At 42.5% G+C, this 22,618-nt stretch carries 20 protein-coding genes and 2 pseudogenes; 2 read left to right on the top strand and 20 right to left on the bottom strand.

The window, feature by feature from the left end:
* The 8 genes and pseudogenes from ACIQXN_RS17250 to ACIQXN_RS17215 all read right to left on the bottom strand — a co-directional run.
* Positions 1 to 227, bottom strand: a pseudogene (locus ACIQXN_RS17250) (transposase); the annotation flags it as partial.
* Positions 215 to 459, bottom strand: a pseudogene (locus ACIQXN_RS17245) (transposase); the annotation flags it as partial. The pseudogenes ACIQXN_RS17245 and ACIQXN_RS17250, both read right to left, overlap by 13 nt.
* Before the next feature lie 115 nt (positions 460 to 574).
* Positions 575 to 787, bottom strand: a complete 213-nt coding sequence (locus ACIQXN_RS17240) for a hypothetical protein (RefSeq protein WP_402969300.1) — start codon at positions 785 to 787, stop codon at positions 575 to 577.
* Between the two features lie 170 nt (positions 788 to 957).
* Entirely contained in the window at positions 958 to 2,241 is a 1,284-nt protein-coding gene (locus ACIQXN_RS17235) for an aminopeptidase (protein ID WP_402969297.1), read from the bottom strand.
* A gap of 203 nt (positions 2,242 to 2,444) precedes the next feature.
* Positions 2,445 to 2,729 carry a hypothetical protein gene (locus ACIQXN_RS17230; RefSeq protein ID WP_402969294.1) on the bottom strand — a complete coding sequence of 95 codons (285 nt, stop codon included), beginning with the start codon at positions 2,727 to 2,729 and terminating at the stop codon, positions 2,445 to 2,447.
* A complete protein-coding gene (locus tag ACIQXN_RS17225) occupies positions 2,729 to 3,028 on the bottom strand; it encodes a DUF2089 family protein (RefSeq protein ID WP_402969306.1) in 300 nt (99 codons plus the stop codon). Before ACIQXN_RS17225 ends, ACIQXN_RS17230 begins: the two co-directional genes overlap by 1 nt.
* Positions 3,029 to 3,377: 349 nt before the next feature.
* Entirely contained in the window at positions 3,378 to 4,793 is a 1,416-nt protein-coding gene (locus ACIQXN_RS17220) for a DUF4179 domain-containing protein (RefSeq protein WP_402969291.1), read from the bottom strand.
* Positions 4,786 to 5,325 carry a sigma-70 family RNA polymerase sigma factor gene (locus ACIQXN_RS17215; RefSeq protein ID WP_402969288.1) on the bottom strand — a complete coding sequence of 180 codons (540 nt, stop codon included), beginning with the start codon at positions 5,323 to 5,325 and terminating at the stop codon, positions 4,786 to 4,788. Before ACIQXN_RS17215 ends, ACIQXN_RS17220 begins: the two co-directional genes overlap by 8 nt.
* Before the next feature lie 322 nt (positions 5,326 to 5,647).
* Here ACIQXN_RS17215 and ACIQXN_RS17210 point away from each other — a divergent pair, with 322 nt between their 5' ends.
* A complete protein-coding gene (locus ACIQXN_RS17210) occupies positions 5,648 to 6,217 on the top strand; it encodes a tyrosine-type recombinase/integrase (RefSeq protein WP_402969285.1) in 570 nt (189 codons plus the stop codon).
* Between the two features lie 233 nt (positions 6,218 to 6,450).
* Positions 6,451 to 7,098, top strand: a complete 648-nt coding sequence (locus ACIQXN_RS17205; protein ID WP_402969282.1) for a helix-turn-helix domain-containing protein — start codon at positions 6,451 to 6,453, stop codon at positions 7,096 to 7,098.
* Positions 7,099 to 7,858: 760 nt separating this feature from the next.
* Here ACIQXN_RS17205 and ACIQXN_RS17200 read toward each other — a convergent pair.
* From ACIQXN_RS17200 to ACIQXN_RS17145, 12 genes are all read right to left on the bottom strand, one after another.
* On the bottom strand, positions 7,859 to 9,049 hold the full coding sequence (locus ACIQXN_RS17200) for a C40 family peptidase (RefSeq protein WP_402969279.1): 1,191 nt from the start codon (positions 9,047 to 9,049) through the stop codon (positions 7,859 to 7,861).
* Positions 9,036 to 9,665 carry a hypothetical protein gene (locus ACIQXN_RS17195; RefSeq protein WP_402969277.1) on the bottom strand — a complete coding sequence of 210 codons (630 nt, stop codon included), beginning with the start codon at positions 9,663 to 9,665 and terminating at the stop codon, positions 9,036 to 9,038. The genes ACIQXN_RS17200 and ACIQXN_RS17195 overlap by 14 nt, the downstream gene beginning before the upstream one ends.
* 11 nt (positions 9,666 to 9,676) lie before the next feature.
* Positions 9,677 to 11,851 (bottom strand): CD3337/EF1877 family mobilome membrane protein, encoded by a 2,175-nt coding sequence (locus ACIQXN_RS17190; RefSeq protein ID WP_402969274.1) that lies wholly within the window; start codon positions 11,849 to 11,851, stop codon positions 9,677 to 9,679.
* Positions 11,848 to 12,285, bottom strand: coding sequence for a hypothetical protein (locus ACIQXN_RS17185; protein ID WP_402969271.1), 438 nt, complete (start codon positions 12,283 to 12,285; stop codon positions 11,848 to 11,850). Before ACIQXN_RS17185 ends, ACIQXN_RS17190 begins: the two co-directional genes overlap by 4 nt.
* Positions 12,282 to 14,672, bottom strand: a complete 2,391-nt coding sequence (locus ACIQXN_RS17180) for an ATP-binding protein (RefSeq protein WP_402969268.1) — start codon at positions 14,670 to 14,672, stop codon at positions 12,282 to 12,284. Before ACIQXN_RS17180 ends, ACIQXN_RS17185 begins: the two co-directional genes overlap by 4 nt.
* 160 nt (positions 14,673 to 14,832) lie before the next feature.
* On the bottom strand, positions 14,833 to 15,261 hold the full coding sequence (locus ACIQXN_RS17175) for a conjugal transfer protein (RefSeq protein WP_402969264.1): 429 nt from the start codon (positions 15,259 to 15,261) through the stop codon (positions 14,833 to 14,835).
* 25 nt (positions 15,262 to 15,286) lie between these two features.
* Positions 15,287 to 15,508 carry a hypothetical protein gene (locus ACIQXN_RS17170; protein WP_402969259.1) on the bottom strand — a complete coding sequence of 74 codons (222 nt, stop codon included), beginning with the start codon at positions 15,506 to 15,508 and terminating at the stop codon, positions 15,287 to 15,289.
* Positions 15,509 to 15,536: 28 nt separating this feature from the next.
* Entirely contained in the window at positions 15,537 to 16,511 is a 975-nt protein-coding gene (locus tag ACIQXN_RS17165) for a conjugal transfer protein (protein WP_402969255.1), read from the bottom strand.
* A gap of 14 nt (positions 16,512 to 16,525) precedes the next feature.
* Entirely contained in the window at positions 16,526 to 16,861 is a 336-nt protein-coding gene (locus ACIQXN_RS17160; protein ID WP_402969252.1) for a hypothetical protein, read from the bottom strand.
* A 95-nt stretch (positions 16,862 to 16,956) separates the two neighbouring features.
* Positions 16,957 to 17,838 (bottom strand): replication-relaxation family protein, encoded by an 882-nt coding sequence (locus ACIQXN_RS17155; RefSeq protein WP_402969249.1) that lies wholly within the window; start codon positions 17,836 to 17,838, stop codon positions 16,957 to 16,959.
* A gap of 14 nt (positions 17,839 to 17,852) precedes the next feature.
* Positions 17,853 to 20,099, bottom strand: a complete 2,247-nt coding sequence (locus ACIQXN_RS17150) for an ATP-binding protein (RefSeq protein WP_402969246.1) — start codon at positions 20,097 to 20,099, stop codon at positions 17,853 to 17,855.
* Between the two features lie 734 nt (positions 20,100 to 20,833).
* Entirely contained in the window at positions 20,834 to 22,417 is a 1,584-nt protein-coding gene (locus ACIQXN_RS17145) for a primase C-terminal domain-containing protein (RefSeq protein ID WP_402969243.1), read from the bottom strand.
* Positions 22,418 to 22,618 lie beyond the last annotated feature (201 nt).

Raw genomic sequence — 22,618 nt, 5'->3', positions numbered from 1 at the left:
GTCCAACGCATACCATGCTTTTCTTTTGCATCTGCGAATACACGCTCAATCGTTTCCTTGCGTTTCGCATAGATAGGTTTTACATCTTGATGATGTCGCAGGCGATCTGCTTCTTCCATATTTTCTTGCCAAATATGGCGCGTCACCACTTTCTGGTGGTCTTTGCTTTCTGTACACTGTGATAAAAATGAGCATGTCTTACAAATGTGTTTGGGAGATTTATATTCAAGAACCAACGGTAAGTCATATTTGTTTCAACTTCTTCAATTGTTTTACGCATGGAACGAATACCGAAGGTATATTGAATGCAAGTTTAACCAAAATAACTGGATCGATACTTGGGCGACCTACCTCAGAATACATATCTTTCACCAAATCATAATTGAAAGAGAAATCAATGGCCGCCTCAATTTTACGAACCAAATGGTTCGCTGGCACCAATTGATCCAAAGTAATCATTTCAAGTTGATCTCGCTGAACTGGAACATCCAGATTGTTCTTATGAACAAAACTATGGAGATGAACCCTTGTTGCTTGATCATCTCCATACTCTTCTAGCATATTAGCAAGGCTCTTAATTTCCATTGCGAAGGCCTTTTCTTGCAGCAATCATTTTCTTAGCATTAACAGCTCGTTGTTCTTTGGATAAGAATAAGTCATTCACTGCATCCATTTGTTTAACCACTCTAGGCTTTAAAGAAGCAATCTCATTAGCTTCTTGCTCAGAGATGACAAACCTCTTACTGATTGTGCTTGTTACCGTATCGTCTTCCTCTTTATTACACACTATCATCATCTCCAATTATGTGAATATAGAAGTATATAAATAGTATGCTCTCCATAATGGTAATAATATAATAAAAAAAGTAAATTAACAAAGGAAAGCTGTTTAACCTCGTGCATCCTCACTAACCTGCCAAATATAATTAAACTAAAATAAAATTCCTTTTGAAAGCGCTAGTGCACCTCTATATTATTAGAAGAATAGTGGCAGAGGAAATCCCCATCCTTCATTAGCAGGACTTCAGTTCCACTTTCTTTAATACCCACTACTTTCATATCTTTGGTACCAAAGGTCACATTCACTAACAAAAGTGACGTATTAAGACCGGCTGCATTTAACTCTTCCTCAGATAGATTGCTGCCATTTTGAATGTTTGAGGGTGATGCATTTCCAATACCTATATGGCAAGCCGTATTTTCATCAAACAAGGTATTGTAAAAGAGAGTATTTGCCTGAGAAAGAGGTGATTTATTAGAGACTAATGCAATTTCACCTAGATAATGCGACCCTTCGTCTGTGTCAATGAGATTCTTTAACAGTTCTTGTCCCTTGTCGGCGTAATAATCAGTAATCCGTCCATCTTTAAAAGTCAGATAAAAATCATCAATGACACTCCCCCCATAGATAAGAGGTTTAGTAGCTACCAATTTACCGTTCACCTTATTTTTATGAGGAGCAGAAAATATTTCTTCTGTAGGAATGTTCGGGAAGAAAGGTATCCCTTTTTTATCTACGACACCCCCACCGATATATAGATGATTTTTAGGTAGGCCAACTAATAAATTAGTTCCACGACTATTCGTAAAATGAAGAGCGTCAAATTGGTTCTCGTTTAGAATATTTTTCCTAGACTCGAGGGCTCTATTGTGATTTTCCCAATCCTCTATAGGATGTTTTCCATCTGCTAGAGATCCTTGTAAAATTAAATTCCATAAGGATTGTAAAGCTACTTCTTTACTTAAGTTCGGAAATACTTTATTTGCCCATTCAACGTACGGGACAGCTAGAAGACACCAGCGTACTTCGTGGGATCTGATTTTTGCATAATAATTTCTCAATTTGGTACGAGAGGCCTTTTGGAAACGACTTATCCGTTTTTTGGAAACTTCATTAAAAACCTCTAAGTTTTCGGAAATAATATGGATGTATGCAGCACCTGCATTGTCCCACTCCTTAAAACGGGTAGCCTGCCAATCGGGAAAGTGATCGATGGCACTATCTGCTGCATTTAAGTAAAATTCTTTGATAGACTGTTCATCTGTCCAATCTATAAATACATTTGAGGCTCCCGCCTCATAGGCAACCGTTTGGATTAGACGTGCAAATGTTGCATTTTGTATATCGCTATGAATAATCAATAATTGTTCTTTTTGCAGATTTACACCAGCTCGTACAGCAAGTTCAGCATATTTTTTTAACTGTTCTTCACTAATAAATTCATATATCCCTTTAATCATTTGATATCTCCCTTTTATACATTCAATAGTCTGCGAATTTAGTTAGAAAATTTTCAAGGAGTTTTTCACTTGAATCTGAATGTATGATTATAGTAAGAATCATACATTCAAAAAGGCCGCCATTTGGCGACCTTTTAATGCACTAATGCAACTATTAGTATTAACAAGGACATTAAATCAATAACACTTTTAAGTTTTCATTACTAAATATCCTGTATCTTCATTTTTTCTAATTCTTTTTTCCTCTTAATAGATATATTTTTTCTTCCACTTATCCAGTATCCTATTAGAAAAAATTCGCCAACCACGGCTAAGAGCGTGAACTTCATTATGTTGCCTTCAAGTATACCCGTCATGATGACATATACTAAACTTAATAAATATAATATCGGTAATAAAGCTCCCCAGTAAGGATTCTCTCTTGTAGAAAAAAGATGTTGAAGTGCTATCACTAATAGAATAATTAAAAGACCATACAAATCATTCATTATACGTCATCTCTTTCTTTTTTATATTTTTCAACAATCAGTTTGGCATCTTCTAAGCTTATACGATCATCAATAGAAAGTTTTTTAATAAAACTTATGAATTCCTCGTTCTCTTCACGTTCATTTATTTCTATTTTTTGAATTAACTTATCTAATCTTGTTCTTACAGTTGGATAGGAAACATCGTATAACTTCGCTATTTCTTTTAAAGATCCCGAATTTAGTACAAATTTTTTAACAAATTCAATATCAACCATTTCTAAAGATAAAATCCAATTTGGAACCTCTTTTGAATCCAGTTTCAAAACCTCCCTTTAATAATAATTAATTAAATATTAACATTATTATTAATATTATTCAAATATTTTTTAAAATTATTAATAATAATACTTTCTCCTGTAATAATATTAACTACATAAAAAGCTTATAGTGTTTGCTTTATTTCCCTGAACTAAATGAAGTAATCCGATGTTCAGTTAAGAACTCAATAAGTTAAGTTTTATTTACTAACTTACCTGGATAGTTCATTAAGGGGGTCTTTTCAGATGCCTTTTTCTTGAATTTGAATGTATGATTATGTTAAGAATCATATATTCAAAATGCCGCCATTCGGCGGCATTTTTCTTTCTTTAAGTAACCATACCCTCCCTATTCATTCCCACCTGGAAGTACAACAGTAAATGGTTTTAGTTCCTTACTTGGGACAAAGCTTGAAAAGTTAAAAAGCAATATTGTATTTTCCAGTTTAAAATTCTCAATCTTTTCTTCTCCATTTAAGTCAAAAGTAGATTGGAAGTGTGCTGTCTTTTTATTGATAGTTTTCACTTTATTCATGCTAATGCTATGATTTTTAAGTGGTACTGGATTTTCAGAATCTATTACTCCTATATATTCCTTATCGACCAGCAAAAATTCATATTTCAAATTATTTTCAAATAAATCAAGTTGGTGTTTACTCAATTCCTTGGAGAGTCCTGTAAATTTATAATCAATTACTAATTCAGTACCCTTCTTGGTTATTTCATTTACCTTAAGGCCAAGATTAAGCCGTTCACTTTTAAACGCAAACGATTTTTTGTCCAATAGCTGTTGTACTTTTGGGTCTGATATAGACAGCTGCGGATAAAAAGTTAGTGAAGTAGTATTTGAGTTCAGCTTAGTCATTTTTGTTCGCGCAGTACTATGATATCCATCTTCTTTTACCGATTCCTCAAGTAATGTTCTATTTCCAAACCTATATACCTTTCCTTTATTGTCAATTGCTTTTAATATATATATATCATCGCCCTTGTATTTTTCCACGGTATCATAAATTAGTGAAGATGAAGCCTGTGCAGTAAGAATCTCTTTAATACGGATTTTGACCCCATCTGCTAGGTATTCTTGTTCCTGCAAAATAGCAAGTGTACTGTTTTTTTCTTGCTGAATAGGAATATCAAAATCCCAGTCACCTTTTATCCCGTTTATATAATGAATAGTAATAGGCAGAGTAAAATTATCCTTAATAGATTTATATGGATATTCCATTTTCCATTGGAAATTGTATCCTCCCTCGACCTTCCTAATGTCTGTCGACTGTCCATTCAACCAAGGGTCATTGTCCCCTTTATTATGTTCGAAATTCACATCAAAACTAACTTCCCCTTTTTCGTTATGCCCTTTTTCAACACTTTTATCTACAAATCCCGTAATTGAAACAACATTTCCATCAAAGTAAGCTTTTGTTAGTCTTACAGTCACACCATTTTCTGTTATAGATTGATTTAATTCGGTAACTGCATCCTGCGTCTCCAGCTCTACCCCCATTGAATCATCAAACTCTTGAAAGATCCCGCCAATTAAGGGTGCATTAGCTAATACTTTGTTCATAGTAGGATTAATAAAACCAGAGGCGACAGTTATTCCAAGAAGAACCGCGGCAGTAGCCAAACCTGCAAAAATTTTCTTTTTCTTTGCTTTCCCACCTTGTCCAGCCATTTTCAAGCCTTTATCAATTGCTTTAAACACTTTTTCTTTTGGCACATCTATTTTATCAATTGCACTTTTTACTTCCTTGTTATCCATGGCATTTGTCCTCCTCTTCTTTATAAGACTTTTTTAAATGGGCTTTCCCCCTGCTTAAATAAGTTTTGACAGTTCCTTCGGGAATCACCATAACTTCACTAATGGTTTTAATAGAATAATCATAGTAGTAAAACAAAATAATGGCGGTTCGATAATTCTTTTTTAGCTGTCCAACGGCATTCAAAAGAGGTATTGCTTCGTCATGGTCTGAATGATCTGTTACCGATAAATTAGACAATATTTCGTCTGTAAGTGGCACAATAATATTTCTACCCTTAAGGATTTGGCTAGCACAACGAATTATGATTTTGGTAAACCAAGTCATAAAGTATCCCGGTTGCTTTAATGAATAAATACTCGTATACGCTTGATATGTTGCCTCTTGGACTACATCCAATGCATCCTCTTCGTTATGTACATAAAGATAAGCAGTACGATAAATTTGTTCATGGTGTTGCTTGATGAGTTGTTCAAAGGCCTTTTTATCACCCTTGATTGCCTTTTTAATCAGCTTATCATTGCCGTACTCCATTTCTCTTTCACTCCCTTTCAACTATTAGTGGGAAATATCTTTAGAAAAGTTTCAAAAAGATTTTTAGAACAAGCAAAAGATGTAAATATTCTACAAAATCGCTTAATGAAATAACCTCCCGATTGTTAAATAAAAGTATTTTTTTACTTGAATATGAACGTATGATTATACTAATTATCATACATTCAAACCCTTGATTTCATTGACTTTTTTTATTTTTTCTCTTTATACTAAAAAAAGAGAAAAAATCGTACATTCAAATCCTTGGTACATAAGGGTTCAGAAGACCGATTTTGAGACGTGATAGAAAGGTCGATGAATCATGACAAAACAAAAAGATGTGCAGCCGATCCGTGATCAGCAGCAACTCGAAGATATGAAATGGGCGCTGAAGCGCCATTGTTCGGAGCGTGATTATATCCTGTTTGTCGTAGGGTGCGAGACCGGCCTACGGGTTGGGGACCTACTCAAGCTTACTACGAAACAAATCCTGGACCTCAAAGGCAAACACCATAAGATCCTTCGGGTCAAAGAAGGCAAAACGCAGAAAATCCGCGACATGTATATCGCGAATTGCTTCGAAGAGGTCTTTGCGTACGCCAAAAACCTTCAGAGTCCCTATTTATTCCCGTCTAGGAAGGGAGAATACCCCATTACCCCTACGCAGGCTTACAGGCAGCTAAACAAGGCCGCAGAGTTTGCGGGCGTGGAGCATGTCGGCAACCATACGTTACGGAAAACGTTTGGTTACTGGTTTTACAAGGCTACGAAGGACATTGCCATGTTGCAGCGAATCCTGCATCATTCTCATCCATCCGTTACCCTGCGTTATATCGGCATTACGGAAGAAGAAACGAATAACGTCTTAAAAACATTTAGTGTCTTTCACTAATTATTGTTTACTTATTAGAAATTGTTTCAAAATCAACTTGTCCAACCTTTAATTACATGTCAGTGCTCCCTTATAATTTTGTCCTTTTATCCAACAATTACTACGAAAAAACAAGTAAATTTTAATAGTTTGTGATGTTGGGATTTCTGACATTGGTTATTTCAAATAATGTCAGTATTTGAAGCTTAACTAATTTATAAAAATACGTAATATTTTAAAAAAGGGGAAATTTCATGAATAGAATTGCTCAAAGTCTTAAAGAAAAACGTGCAGAAAAAAAATTAACTCAACAAGAATTGGCTGATTTATTACATGTATCAAGATCTACTATTTCAAATTGGGAGACAAGTAGGAACTATCCGGATTTAGATACATTGATTAAGATTAGTGATCTACTTGATATTTCTCTGGATATTATGCTTAAGGAGGAAACCGGGATGGTAAATGAAATTATGGAAGAAGTAAAAAATGGTACTAAGAGAAAGTGGTTATTACGTTTAATTGTTCCATTATTTCTAATAACTTTGTTCATATCAATCTATTCGGTTGTACAAAATGTTTCTTCTGTTCATAATTATTTTTTTCCTATGAAGACAGGAATAGTTAAAGAAGTTAAAAAAGATGAATGGCATTCTATTAGCTTTGAAGCAAATGATTATTTAATTTTTGATAATATTTTTTGGGATAAAGAGATAACAAATAGTGCTAATAGTAAAGGCGATATAATACTACGTATTAAAGATTCAAAAGGTAAAGTTGTTGAAGGAAATTTAGAGATTCCTCAGGGAAAAAGTATCATTTTCGAAAAAAACAAAAAAAATGAGAAGTACTTTCTTGAAATAAAAGGGCAACCTGGTGAGTACATAGTAACAATTACATGAAGTGTTTTTCTTTTATGGGATATTTAAAGATATAAATTAAAGTAAAAAAACTGGCGTAATCTATACTCATTCATATGTTTGTTAGATAGTTTACATAAACCTTTATTATCGGCATCACCGAAGAAAAAACGAATAACATCTTTCACTTAGCTTAATGCTCAACTATAAACTTATATGTTGAGAGTTGACACATACTGCGATATAAAATTGAAATGATGAAAAAAAAGGGTTTCTAAAAATAACAGCCTCGCTTGATTTTTACTTATTTGTTTTTACTTTCTTTATATCTTTTGAATGCAAAAACTATGGCGGTGAGCAAGAAAAGAAATCCTAAAAGCGAGGCGTAAATTGTAGAGTGTCTCCAAAGTAAATATAATACGTTTCCTAAAGTAAAGCTGAATATTGAAAGCATTAAGAATACAAGCGTCATTTTACATTTAAAAAACAAAGTGTATCACCTCTTATATACTTATATCGAATTAAGCGAGGGAAATTTTCAAAAAACAATAACAATTTTAATGCACTGTACGAATAAACTGCGTAACAAAAAAATCAAGATTGATAAAAAAAATTAATGTTACTTCGAAAATAAACAGCTAGTTAACATAATTCAAATTATCAGAAAATCCACTACCCTTGTCACAGTATCTAAAAAAATCTGCTCTTATTTTTAAAATGATACGTCCAGCATTCATCATGCCCAGCAGATATTTGATTTTGAAAAACAAAAGGCAGGTCACCCTGCCCCTGTTTCATATTCTTAGATTCTATTAACCCGCCCATTGAATTTTTCCTTCCAATAGCCCTTTTTCATATCTGCAATTGCCACGCCCGTATTAGTTTGTGCACCTATGAATTGACCATTTCCCATATAAATGCCTACATGCCCATCTATTTTATATGTGTCAAAGAATACTAGATCTCCCGGTTTCATTTCACCTTTGGAAACCGGCTTCCCTTTATTTTTCAGCGTTTCCGTGCTTGTGGAACCCAACGGTCCCAAATCGACGCCCACTTCTTTGAACGCCCAATGGACGAAGCTTGAGCAATCGAAGCGCCCCATGGCGATGTCCGTTTGGTTTCTCCCGCCTCCAAAGACATATTGGGATCGGCCGATGTACTTATTCCCTACATCCACAACGGCAGTCCCGGTCTTGCCTCCACTGCTTCTGCCACCGACCTCTACATATCCTTCAACATATCGATCGGCATATCCCATGATTTCTTCCACATACCAGTCGGCATGATTATAAGCGAAGACGGCCTCCCGGATGCGTCCTTCCGTTGCACCATTTTTTGCAAGGTAATGGGCCGCAGAGAAAATGGCATCCTCCATGTTCCATGGATCGGCTTTTCCATCCCCATTCGCGTCAACCCCATAGCCGCCGTATTTCTTAATCATTGATGGATCGGTCAAGATCTCTTTAGGAATGCTCGCATTTCCTACATCATTGCCGACGGGATAGGACCAACCTATCCAAGTCAACGGCATGAACTGCATGTGCCCGACTGCTCCCACCGGGGAGACCATATGGACCGTGGAAAAGACGGTCTCCACCCTATGGTGGGCCGCAAGGAGGTTCCATGGGACGCCATATTTCTTTTCCGCGGCTTTGTAGATGGCGATATAATTAGCAGGGATTTCATTCGCACCGAATTCCGAAATCTCACCACCATAGAATCCTTCTTCAAAATCAGCATTCCCCTCCCCTCCTGTAGAGGAAAGAATCACGAACAGGAAGAAGATGGCTCCTGCCATGACAAGTAGCACTGCCGCCGCCACTCCCACTATGACCGGCCAACCCAATGTGGAACCGGCTACGGCTGCACCCTTTTTGACGGCAGCTTTCACCAGTTTTTTCCCGACAACTTTTCCACCTGTACCAGCTGCCTTTTTTAATGCGGAACTTCCTTCCATCTCCTGGCTGTTGGGATCATCAATTTGGGACATTGACTCTCACATCCTCCACTTTCCATTCTCCTTCCACATCTCTCAATCCAACTAAATACCAATCTTCCGTTTCTTTCACTTTCCCCTCACTGGATTTCGCCTTCCCTTTGACCATCACATTCCAGCGAATGACAAGCTTGCTTTTATTGACCACCGTTGTGATCTCCGTCTTCCTTACGGTCAGATGAGACCGTTCGAGCACCTCTCTCCTGCCATTCCGTTTCATTTTCTCGTACAGGGCCTTCATCATGTAAGGTTTCGCCTGTTCCAAATATGCCATCGGTTCATCCGCATCGTACGTATGGAAGGCAGTGACGAATTTAATGGCAATCATTTGGGTGCCCTCTAATTCTTCACTGGAAAACCGTTCGGTCTGGTCATACTCATTCTTTCCTTCCATATATACTTCTTCCCTGTCCGTTGTTGATGTTTTGTTCAATGGCTGATTCGAATCTTTGGTATCCTGTTTAGGTGAGACGATACTTTCAGCATCCCCATGATTCACGGTACGAAAGAAAGTGAAGAACATAAAACCGATGACAAGAAACACGACCAACAGGAAAAGAAACAGTTTGATTCGGTCACTTTTGCTATTATGAAAATCCCATCCGAACATCAGTGAGCCTCCTAACGACCTGAATTTCTCCCTCGCTCCCCATTCGTACCGGCCTTGTTTTCTGGATGAACCGTTTCCTTACGGTTCACGCGTATCTCCAGACTGTTTGTACGCATGTTTTCGCTTGTGACTTCCCTGGTTATGTTCTCTTTCTCCATGTGATGCTCATGAACCTTACGATTCGTTTCGGTGACATGCTTGTTGCGTTCTGTAACGTCATGGACAGTGCGCTCATTATTTTCATGATGGCTGGAAGTCCCATTGACTGCATCGTTGATATCATGTTCCTGGAGACGAACTTCTTGTGTCTTCTGATTCTCTGGAAGATCGGTTCTTCCGGAATGTGGACGATTTGAAGTATCTGCAAACTGCATGTCTGCCCGATCCATGGAAGCTGCGGCCTCACGGTTACCGCCTTGAGGATTTTGGCGATTGGCCAATGGGATTCTTGCCCGATTGACGACCAGCCCGCGGCGGTTGCGACCCTCTTTCATGGAAGAAGCATCCCCATCCACCACCGGTGTCTCTTCCTGGTTATTATTTCGATCCATCAACTGCTCACGATCGACACTTGCATTCTCGATACCTGACCTATTCTTATAGGACTCCTGCCCCTCTTGAAATTCCTCATGGCTCCTGTCCGCCATCGTTGCTGAGGCAACCACGCTCAACATACCTGATTTCGTGGCCTGGAGTTGTTTCTTCCTTTCTGCCAATTGGACTTTGGACAGCAATCCGATTTTCCCTTCACCTCTCGTGCGATTGGCCAAGGGCTGGTTCCGGATTTTTCCTTGATGGTTATCTCCACCCAAAAGGTTCCTGCCTTGCCTGGCCCCATTCCTTGCCTGGTTGTATTTCTGCCGATACCCCTGTATAGTGGCCCCCGTACTCGTTTCCACGTTACTGACGGCCGTAGACACAACATGGAACAGATCTTTTCGTTTGGCCCAAACCCCTACAAAACAGATGATTTGTAAGAGCATCATGCCAAGATACCCTAAATTGGAAGCTTCCGTAGCCCGGTACAAAATCGCTGAAATCCCGAAGAGGATGGTCAGTAACAAGGCGATCGCTATTTTCATCAGCTGGGCATGCAGCACCTTCATGGCCCAAACGAATGCCGATTGTTGCCACCTCGGGACCAAGGCCATGAGCAACGGGACCGGAGCAATCAAGACCAAAGCGAGAAAGATCATTTGATAGAGGATGATCGAACCCGAAACAATCAATAGAAATAGCCCGATGATGGTATTCGCAACGAATAGCAATGGTACAAAACCAACGCGCTGTGTGACTCCCTTTATGGACATCATCGTATTGTCGTTATCTTCAACTTCTGATTGGACAACTTTAGCTCTTGTTTCTGCATCCGCATAGGGATCGAGAGACAGTACTTTATCGACACGTTCTCCTTCCACTTCAGTCGTACCATACTGCATGAGCATATACGGTTTTTTCACCATGAGGTCGAACATCTGGTTGCGAATCGTGGCGATCCCTTCTTTTTCCGTATAGGGGGAACCCGGATTCACGATGCTTGCGGATACGGCCAAGATATCGCTCTGAAGGGTACCTGACCAATCGTTGAGACCTTTTAAAATCGATGGGGCATTGGAGAAGAAACCAAGGGCGAAGACGAAAAGGATGATGGAGGAAAGCAAACCACCCCATGCCCGGCTGCTTTCCCGTTTCACCATGCCCACATACGTCGCCCAAGCTCCTACGATCCCAATGACGAATGTGACAAGCAATGGCCACAATCCATTGGGCATGAATCCCCCTGGCCCGAAACCGGCGATATTCTGGATGGCCGCCCCGACTTCTTCCGTCACATTGGAAACGAAATCAAGATCGAACGCCTCCTGAACGATCAACATCGTGAAGTTCGCCAATAGGACATTGACGGACCAGATGGAATTGTTCATTTCGTTGAGGGCGATGTAAATTTGTTTCCCGGCGCCATCGGCCCAATTCCAAGGCATCCAATCGCCATCGGTATCCACCCACGTATCCAGTTGATAGTGATGTTGGGGATACTGGTTGTATTGTAGATCCACTTCCCCTTCCACCTTTTTTTCGGTTTCCTGTGGAACCAGATTATCTTGAAGGCTTTCTGCAGAAGCTGGAATCTGCAACCCCAGAACCAAGGTGACGAACAACAGAAAATATTGAATTAGTCTTATCATTCATCATGCAGCTCTCTTATCACATCGGGTTCTAGGTCTTCAACGAGTTTGTCAAAGTTGCGGATATCCCCATATTCTGCACGTTTCCATCCACTGTCCGTATGAATGACTTCCATCTTGTCCGTCTTCAATTTATTTGTTTCCGACGGGTATTCATAGGTGATTTCATAAAAGTAACGATTTTCATCGACTTTCCATTCAGTCAATTTGTAGTTCTGTATCGTTTCATCGTTATCCGGACCGTCATCGGCGTCTAAGATGTCTTTGTCTTTATCTAATAGTTCTATTTTTTTTGATTGATCCTTTTGTACATGGGCATTCGCCCATTCGATCGGTATCGTGTCCGGGCCTTTTCCATCAATCTCGTCATTACCGCAGGCGACGGCAATCATGACAAGAAACAACATGCTCATGCTCCTTATCCACTTCTTCATACAATCACGCCCTCTTTCCTGGATTCGTGTTTATCTTTTGGATTTCTACCATCCATCGGAAGTTTCCCATCAGGAATGATGTTACCGACATCCACTTCGACCGGTGGACGTGTATCAAAGGCATCGAACAAGTCTTTGAATAATGCGTTGATGGAAACCACCCCGACGCGTCCGGTGATATCCTGGAACAGGCATTGGCCATTTTGTAACTCCCTTAATGTGGAGGCGTTGTATTCGGTATTCTTCAAATTAAGCAGGGAAAGGACATGTTCAATTTCTTTCGGGTCGGTACTTCGGAAGGCGAATTTCATCCCGATGTTATTTTTCATTTTCTCATCCAGCAAGTCATTAGCATTCTGGGTGACGAAATAGATTCCGGCATTCATCGAACGGCCAGCCCGGACAAGCCGTGTGGCCAAATGGCTACCCTGACTCGTATTCAAGACGGCCCAAGCTTCATCGAGCAGGACTGTTTTAAAAATCCGTCGGTCATTATGGATGAATTTAAGGGCGAAGGACGATATCGGCAGCATCATCGCGATGGACAGCATTTCCGACAAGTTGTACTTTTCCTGCGGGGTATCCGGTGCCGGCAACTCCAGGTTTTGTATTTGCAACACGTTTAAGGCCGTTTTCAGGTTAATCGCCGAGTCATCCCCCCCTTCACCAAAAAGCAATGGGGCAAAGGATAATCCACTGAAGGAACGGATATGCTCCCCAAGTTGCCTGGCATCCTCATCCTTGCTGGTCAATAAGGTTTGGACGACCTTGCTCAAGCAGGGTTTTTCCCCTTCCGCAACGGCACGGACAGCCTGTGTCAATTTCGGGAATCTCCTCGAATCATCGAGCCGGACCCCCGTCAAAAAGGTCAGGATATCAAGTGCAAGCGTTTCAGCCTCCTTGACATCGGCATGGATCGAGAATGGATCAAGGCGGCCCTTGTCCTCCGGCTTGGTGGAAAGGGAAATGATGTTCACCTGGTCCCCAAGCTCATAAAGGTCCGTTTTCCAATTTCCCCTTTCCCCCTTCGGATCGATGACCAGCGCTTTTCCTCCCGAAAGGACAGAAAGATAGGTAATCAGGTTGGCACTGAATGATTTTCCCCCGCCAAGGGATCCCAAGAACGCGGCCGAAAGCGCATTTGTCTTGGTCCCTCGAATGCCCTGTGCTGCACGGTTCGGCATGATGTAAACCGGCTGGTCTAGGATTCCTGTGCTTCCAATGAAGAAACCTTCCCCGTCCCCCAGTTGCTTGGTGGCCCCGAACATGCTGCCGGCGACCGTCGCGGGTTCCATGAAATGCACATAATCCTTGATGAAGCGCCTGGACCCTGGCAGGAATTCATTGAAGGCCAGCCATTGATCGCCATAGGGTTGCTCCACCTGGAACATCATGTCCTGATACATGTCCTTGACGGTATCGCAACGACGCTTCAACTCATCTTCATCAGGGGCGGATACCGCAAGGATGATGGAGGCCTTGATCAAGGGCATCCTCGACTTTTGCAGATGGGCTTCCAGCTCCTGCGCTTCGGCCCTGCCGTCCAGGATATTCAATCCCGTTTCATTTCCCGTTTCCCTTGCATGCCTATCTTGGTCCTTCAGCTCTTTCTGGGCGTTCCGGACCGAAGACAGGGCCTTTCGATTTTCCAGGGTCTCCGTCCGGACGCTGATTTCCACCGGGAAATCGAGATTCTGGATGGCGTACATCCACTCTTCACCCGGGAATTGCATTTCATAAGGGACATTTGATATGGTCAGGAACGCAACATGCCCTTCCACTTCCTCCCCTTCATGGATTTGCTTGAGGATCAGGCTCCGTTTGGGGGTCTCGTCCACCAACCCTTCTGAAAGACGTAAGACGTCATGATATAAAGGGCGGCGGACCGTGACGTCACCTTCTTCGAATTCCTTATAATTCACGCTATAGGCAGGACTCCAATTCTTGATGACCGGGGCCTTACCAACGGAACGATACCAGTTCCTCCGGATCAGCCATTGGACGTCCTCTTCCGTTACCGGCTCGGCCTTCAAGCGAGAGTGGACCTTGTTATATACGCGTCGCTCGGCTTTCCGGAACCGGTCCATTTCATCCTCGATGATTTCCGGCGTATCGAGGCCCGACGCTTCATGCACACCGCCGATGAATTCCTTCCAAGCTTCCTTCAGGTCCTGAAGGAGGGAATTCCTTTTCTTGCTTTGGTCGGGCTTCAGAAGTTTCACGCCTATGAAAAAACGATATTCCGTCCCTTCCTTTCCCAACAGCTTTTCAAGCTGCACGGCTGCATCATCCGTATGCTTGATGGCTACTTCCTTCAATGTCCCTGATAATCTGTCTTTAAAACGGTCGTGCTTTTCATGGATCGACTGGAAGTTGGGGACGACCAACAGATGCGTATCCAGATTGATCTGCCAAAAGAATTGCTTGAGCTTCGTGAAGATCACATCTTTTTCGTCATCCGCCAAAAAATCATAGTTGTATCCGGCTAACTGGTAATAGGCCCAACATGCTCCATCCTGGGAGAATACGAGATTCCCCTCGAAGTATTTAATCGGAAACTCGATGTTCATCGGCATCATCCCTCTCCTGATGGCTCAGTTGACGATAGCCAACCTTGCCTGGATATCGATAAGGTTTTTTCACGCCCGACACCTCTTTATAGCGATTATGGTGATGGGGGGATAAATGATACTGTATAGCCCGTAGGAAAAAACGGTGCGGGGCCTTTCCGTCTAATAATTGCTTCGTAAAGAACCAAGCGAAAAGACCCGGCAGAAAAATATATTCAATCAACCCGAAATCAAGTAAGTTTAAAGGAGGAAAATGGTTCAAGATCCAGACAATCAATACGCCGCCCCCGAAAAATCCTATCTGCCGGTACGTCAAGGGGAATGGAAGGGGGATGTCCTGGATTCCATACATGACCTTTTCCACTTTCCATACGCTATTGTAGGTTCTTAAAATCTTCGGTTTCATGGTATTCCTTCACTTCCCTCTATCTTTAACTTCCAAAAACCGTTGACCACAATTTGGCACCTAAATCCTTGACGCTGTCAGGCGTGAAGACGAATACGCCGACGATCATGGCAAAGACGGCGAATCCTATGAACCTGGAAAACTCCCGCCTTACCAAAAAATAAATTGCAATGGCTCCAATGATCACTAAGAATAACGCTCCTACCTGGGTCGAAAACCAACTTTGAATGTTTTCTCCAAAATTCATGTTCCATCACCCTCCTGATATGGGGAAATCATTGATTCTTCAATTCCTGGACAAACCAGCGACTTTCTTCTTTCACAAGTTTGATTTCATATGGATAGGACAGTTGTGCCTTAGATCGGTTTTCCTCGAAAAGGACGGTTGCCTGCACGTCATAATGGTCCTTCCCCTCTCCTTGTTTGATCACGATGTTCTTGATTTGCTTGAACGTGAGGACCCCATTCATGGATGGGATTTCCTCGCCTTTGAGGTAATAGGATAATTCCTCCTGTGTTCCCGTTGTATAGACTTTAAAGAAGGTGTTCAATCCCGTCTTGATTTCATCCTCTAGTTGACTATCCATGATTTTTCCGGTTTCATCGATAAGGGTATCCGTTTTGATGTCCGGTTTTTTCTCTGCTGCTTTGAAATGGGGGATTTTATGGACCACAAAGGATTTTCCATCCGTCTTGATGGGAACAACCCAATACTTTTCATGGGGCCCGTCTTTTTCTTCTGTGGCTTTAGGGGGGGTCTTTTTCTTTTTCGCTGCCCTTTCGACGGCTTTCAGATCGGGTGGGATCGTTTTATTTAACGTGTGCCGTAAGCGAATCGTAATCAATGCCGTGTCTTTTCCCGTTTCTTTCACGTTCCAGATTTGGGAATCGAGAAGGATACTGCCCCACTCCATTCCCTCGAAGGAAAGTCCAGCCTGTTCATCCAGGCCCTTTGCAAGGAATGGCGCCAATCTTTCCTTACGCCTTTCCTTGCCATCCTCGGTGTCTTGCCAATCGAAATATTGAATTGCGAAATTTTGGGCGAATGATTTTCCCCCTTCTCCTGCTGCCGGGTTGACCCTTTTCATTTCTTTTTGAACCGGTTTTTCTTCCGTGGTCCCGGCTCCCGCATTCCCTACCCTGACGATCGCAACGATGGATAAAAACATGATCATTGCGAAACCTGTCCAAAAGGCTGCTTTGATTGCCTTCTTCCTCCAAATCGTTTGGGGATATTTGCGTTTTTTCATAATCCTCACCTTCTTCATTTCATCATGTCATCCATGGTTTCCCTGCGCCGTTCCTTTCTCCTAGATTCTTCCCCCAACGCCCAAACGGCCAAGGAGATGAACCCAATCACACCGATCGTTGCCCAAAATCCATGTTTTCCATAAAAACCTTTGACCAGCATGATGACGTCATCAGCTGCAGAAGCGAAGACGGGAAATTCATCATAAGCAAATTGGAACAGAAAGTATCCGACCCCGAACATAATGATTAGAATGACGAGGACGAATAGAAGTCTCTTCATGAATCGGAAAAGCATTTCCTTGATCGTGTGGTCGGCTGGTCTGGTTCCGCGTTTCACCTTGTAAGCCACCTCTTCAAATCCCTCCTTCCGAATCTTACAGGCTATGACATATAACTACCCATAAAACACCTTATTTTTCCAAAAATATAGTAAATTTTGTAATTTTATTCTATTTTTTTGTCCATCGTATACGAATGATCGGGATTGCTGGAACCTTTGGCCCTCCAGTTCGCACCGTATGGATTGGCTAACACTTCATCGTACACACCATAAAGGACGGCATTGATCGCCCGGGTATCCACGTTTTTTGTGTGATGGACCAATTGCTTTCTTTCGGTTGGTTTATCCGAAAGGAACAGGATCCGGACGGCGGAAATCTCCACACCCCAGGTTAAATCATTTTTATAGGCCTTCTTCGCGCAATAGGCGTTATACCTTTTCAATTTTTCCATCGACACTTCCGCCCTTTGGCGGCTACGCTCCATTTCGACGAAATAGAGGAGGAAATAATCGATTTCATTGATGGTCCGTTTCATGATGAACGCCCCATCCGGCCGGATGACGGTATGTGCCGGATACCTTTCCTTCCCTCGCGTATCCATTATCTTTTGCCCATAATTTCGGAAAGCTCGCCTTTCTGAAAAATACTCATGATACGTGATGTTCTCGCTGCCCCCCTCGGCTGCATAAACGGATTGTAAATGCGCCAAACGTAATGAATGGTAGATATATGTGGGCGTCCGGTTCGCCCAACGGGCATCCCAATCGGCTTCGCCGAGGATTTCCTTGACCTCTTGAACCCCTTTGGTATCGAGCGTATACACAAGCTTGTTTCTCCCTTGTTCCAGTTCTTTGGCCAATGGGAAGGATCGGACGTACCCCTCGGTTTCAAGCAGTCTCATATGTTTCGAAATATACGGTTTGCCGAAAGGTGTACCATCTTCCTTCAGGAAAATGTACTTTTCCAGGTACGATACATCCACAAAGACTAAGTCATGCATGGCTACAAAAGCTGACTCTTCCCTTACACCTATTTTCTTGACCATTCTCGCTCCCCCTACTAAACGAACAAATCATCTGGCTCATCATTTTTTTTCTTTTCTGGTATGCCTGTTTCTTCAACGTCCTCGTTGGTGACGTCGATATCTTCAGGATTGGATTTACCGTTCGGCCCATCCCCCTGCAAATCGATTTCCTGGTTTTCCTGATTCGATATCGCCATTTCGTCAAAAGCCAAATGTCCACCGGAAGACGATTCTCCAGCTATTTGACCTTTATCTGTTATATCAAGATCGTATGGGTTTCCTTCTTTCGCATCATACTCAGTTGATGCAAAAGGATTTTCGAGGGGGAATCCAAGGACGTCCATCTCTGTGCCTTCAACGAAAAGCTCTTCTTCCCCATTTTGGTCTACCCGGGCTGAAATCGTCATCCATTCATTCTCCGTCTCCTGATTCTCATGTAGCATCGCCTCTGCAAGGGTCCGATCCTTTATGGTCGGGATGAACCCATCATAGTGGGCCGGACCTGGCTCCTTCATGCGAATCAGGAAAGGGCGGGTGCGTTCATTCCCCACCTGCATTCGGATGTATGCGTGATATGGCTCCACTTGCAGGTAATCCGATTCTTTTAGGACTTCCGAAGTCATCGACCGATTGACGTATTCCGCATCGTCTGGTTCTCCCAATCGAAAGGATACGAACGTTCCGAAGTTCCGGAAGATGGCTGATGCGACTTCCCTTGGTAGCTGGTCCTTGATCCCCTGCATCCCCAAAATGATGGAAACCCTGTATTTTCGCAGCTCTGATGCAAAGGATTCGATGGCATCCGTGCTGTGTTCCATCAAGGTCGGTGCTTCGTCCACCATAACAAAGTGATACGGCAGCTTATCTCGTTCCATCGCCGGGGTGTCCGCCCGGCTTTTTCCTGCCAGTTCCGCAAGGGTCAAGCACATGGACCCGATAAGTTTCTTTTCGTCACTCGTCAATTCGGACAGATCGAGCAGGTTGATCATTCCCTGGTCCATGCTTTCCCGGAATCTCAACCCATTCGTCTTGGCCCTAAGCATCTGTCCCATTACTCCCGACAAGGTGATTTTCCGTAGCTTGTTGAGTGTCGAATTCGTTTTCGCTTGCAGTTCACGATCCTTCAATCCCTGCAAATTATTAAAATATAGATACAGGTCGCGTTCGATGGGGATGCTTTGATCGAGGCGCTCAAGCACGCCCTCCCGATATTCGGGATCGCTCAGGAGCCTTTGCAGGTTCGGCAAGCTTGCTTCACCAAGTCTTTGCAAAACGATGCCCCCATTCAGGAAGTTATCATCGATGAAAGGGATGGCTAGATCCGAATCTACGTCCACATCCTTCAATTCCTTCGGTAAGGGCGTAGGCCGCATCTTCAGGCGGTTTATCCGGTTGCTGTGGACCCTTTCACTCGGAAGCCTCATCATCGCCGCCATTTCCTCGGAACCAAGAATTAAACGCTTCTTCATCCTCTCCATGGGGAATATCCGGTTTTTGAACTCCCAACGGAACAAGGGCCGGATAGTCCTAAACCACCACCATTCACGGGTTTTCAGCTGATTGAGACGTCCACTTGAAAATGTCCCGATCGATCCCTTTGCGCTTCTGATCAACTCCTTGGAATCTGGTGCGTCTTTCCCAAAAGCCACCACTTTGATCGCCATCCTTGAAAGGACCCTCGTGGACTTCCCTTCAATGGCGGAAAGGTATAATTCATTGTCCTGCCGCAACGATTCATCAGCTTCATATTGCCTATGGAATTGTTGCGTGATTCCCCGAAAGCTTTTTTCAGTACGGTAGGCGGGTTGCACAAGGAATTGCATGTGGACTTCTTGACCTTCCTCCAAACCATCTAAAAATTCAATCAATTCTGCCTGTGTATCGACCACTTCATTATGATAGGTCTTAATCGGCACGGTCCAATGGCTTTCCATGAATAACCTGGTTGCTGCATGTGGCCGGGAAAAGTCTACTGCCCGATCCTCCACTTCGACAATCTCCACATCCGGATGTTCCGAGTAATATTTACTCTTGAAGGCACTCCCAATATGTACATCCGGAACCCAGATGTAATACCGAATCTGTTCCTTCGTAGCAACAATTTCCCAACTAACCCAATCCTGCTTGACCCATCGTCTATACCAAGGCTTGGTTAAAAAACTTAACAAGGTAGTCCAGGCCGTTTCATCTTTAAAGTACAGGATCTTGGCATCCATCGTCGTCCTGAGCTCATAGACCTTGCCCTCTTTCGGAATCAAAAAAGGAAACACATGGTATCTCACACGCTCTCACCTTCCTTCTCAAAACATTACCCTTACTTCAAATAACAAATACAATTCTTTTATCCCTTGAACTTATCTCTTACTCTTACTCTTACTTACTCTCTACCTCTCTCTACTTACTTACTACTCTCACTACACACACACACACTCTCTCTTACTCTCTCACCACCTACCCCTCCCACCCCTATATTCATTTAATTTGGGTAAGTGGATTATTTATCTAAGGTCCTGTTAAATGGTCACGGATTGGAAACATGGAAATCCGTGACCATTTAACAGGACCTGCCTTGCTTCAACCCATCCAACTCAAAAATTAATAGGGAAGGTGGCAACCTCATTTATGCCCCATTAATTTTCAAACCAACAACCTATTTATTTCCATAATTTTAACATAACCACACAATATTGGTAGCGAACTAATATCCTAATTTTTGGAAGTTACTTTGGAACTAGTGTTCTTATTCAATCCATCCATTATTCATTAAATCTCTTCGTGACGCTTAATGAAAAATGAAAAACCCCAGACTAAAACTACTCCCCATATGGAAAAGACCGGAATAAATTCACACTTGTAAGACAATAACCAAAAGTAATTCCCCCCATAAAACGCTTAAGAAAGGACCAATAATAAAAAAATAAATAGGAATTCAAATAACAAAATGTCCTCAAAAATTAAAAGCAATACATAGAAACAAGATTAGTAGAGTAGCTGCTAGGAGCAGAAGGCAAGGATACTATAGATATGTAATGGCAGACTGGCTTATTAAATTCAAGTGTCTTTTCCCCGGTGGCGAGGTCCCTGGGCGGTATAGGATGTCCAACTCGTAGTTTAGTAACTCTGATCTTAACGACGGGAACACTAGGGTTCTTGGAAATGCAGTTGCTTGGGGAAGGAGCTCGGCAAAGGTCATTTGGGCCTGTTCGATTCTTTCCTGGCGTTTCCACAACAAGTTCCTGCACATCATCGATCGGCTTGCCACTTTCGTATAAGCTCCCCTGCCCTGGCCCACTGTATGTCTGATCAGCTTAGTCGAGCGCTTCAAGACTTCCTTGAGCGTGGATACAGCCATCCCGAAGGTTTTGGCAAGCATCGGTAAAGAACCCTCTAGAAACGGTGTTTCAGGGTCCGTGTGTTTCGTTAAATGCGCGAGGATATCCTCTTCCCGTTCATCATAATGGGAACGGACACGCTCTTCTCGCGGCTTTTTGAATTTATACCAGCCTTCTTTGCCTTGGAATTGGACTTGTCCATCTGTCCATAATTCCAGCAATCCTTCGACATAGGAGCGCTTCACGCCTTTGTATTTACCTGAATAGGCACTCTTCAACGTGCGTTCGAACTCACCTTTCCGAAGGGGATGGGCCAACTGGCTATTGAATTGGTCCAATTCATCATATGCTTCTTCCAAAGGGCGACCACTCGCATAATTGGCAAGCGCAAGGGTCAACAGTGCATTATTGCGACTCGCACTTTGATGTCCTGTATCGATGCCAGTCGATAGGATGAGCGCACGATACCAATCCGAAGATGTAAGATCGAATGTTGCATCGTGCTTATCGTATACGACCCGTAGGAAACTTCTTTTTTCCTGTTCTTCGTATTGCTTGGACCAAGATAGGAGTTCTCTCGTATTTGCAGGCTCGTCAAAGAAATCCAGGACATTGTCTTCCCTCGGGATTCGGTAAAACCCGAAAGGCACACAGTTCTTATCCACCGGCACGTATTGGGATACCGCCTTGCGAACATTGTCCGATAATCGTTCCGCAACTCTCAAAGACTTGTAATCTTGATTTTTATGTATGTAGAACGGGGTGGCCAGAACGTAAAAGACCTGGAATCCCCTAGGTGTTTCCAGCAATAGGTTGGGACGTGGCAATCCCAATTCTTCACAACCCAAATAAAGGGCGTACAAATCGACTTCCTTGGTGTCGATGTCGAACCCAATCACATTGACCTGCTTTAAATTTTCACGTGTATGGCCTTTGATCAATCGCTTTTTGAAATCATAGTATGTACCCCCGCGGTAGGTATTGGGGGTCCAGTGAGTCAATTTTTGGTGTTTCTCCTGAAGGGTTTCGTAAGAGGTGACGACATAACCTTTTCCTTCTGTCAGGTCCGTTTTCGATGGGGAGACAAAGACTGCCCCCTTCATATGCGGGTTACTGCCTTCCCGTGCCTCATAGGCTGCCCTTCTATCAATCGGGGCAGAAGATCCCTTTTTCTTATATAGGAACAGACTATTATGGGTCATGAATTGCATGATTTCACCGATTGAAACGGCATGGCCCATTTTATTACCGATTTCCCTTATCCCCATCTATGTCACCTTCTCCCTTCTGGATTTGCTTCGTTTGGTTTATGGTGCAAAATGTTCCCCATAACTCTGGTCTACTTGTAAAGAGGAAGACGCCTCTTCAAATTTCGGAGTGCTTCCAGGTTGTCGATTTCTAGTTCTAAACAGTATACCGAAATCGAATTTTGTAAAATGGTGCTCTCTAAGGGAAATGCACCAAAAAAA

This window comes from Peribacillus sp. NPDC097295, assembly GCF_044761665.1.
Lineage (GTDB): Bacteria > Bacillota > Bacilli > Bacillales > DSM-1321 > Peribacillus.
This window is presented reverse-complemented; position numbering and strand designations above follow the sequence as displayed.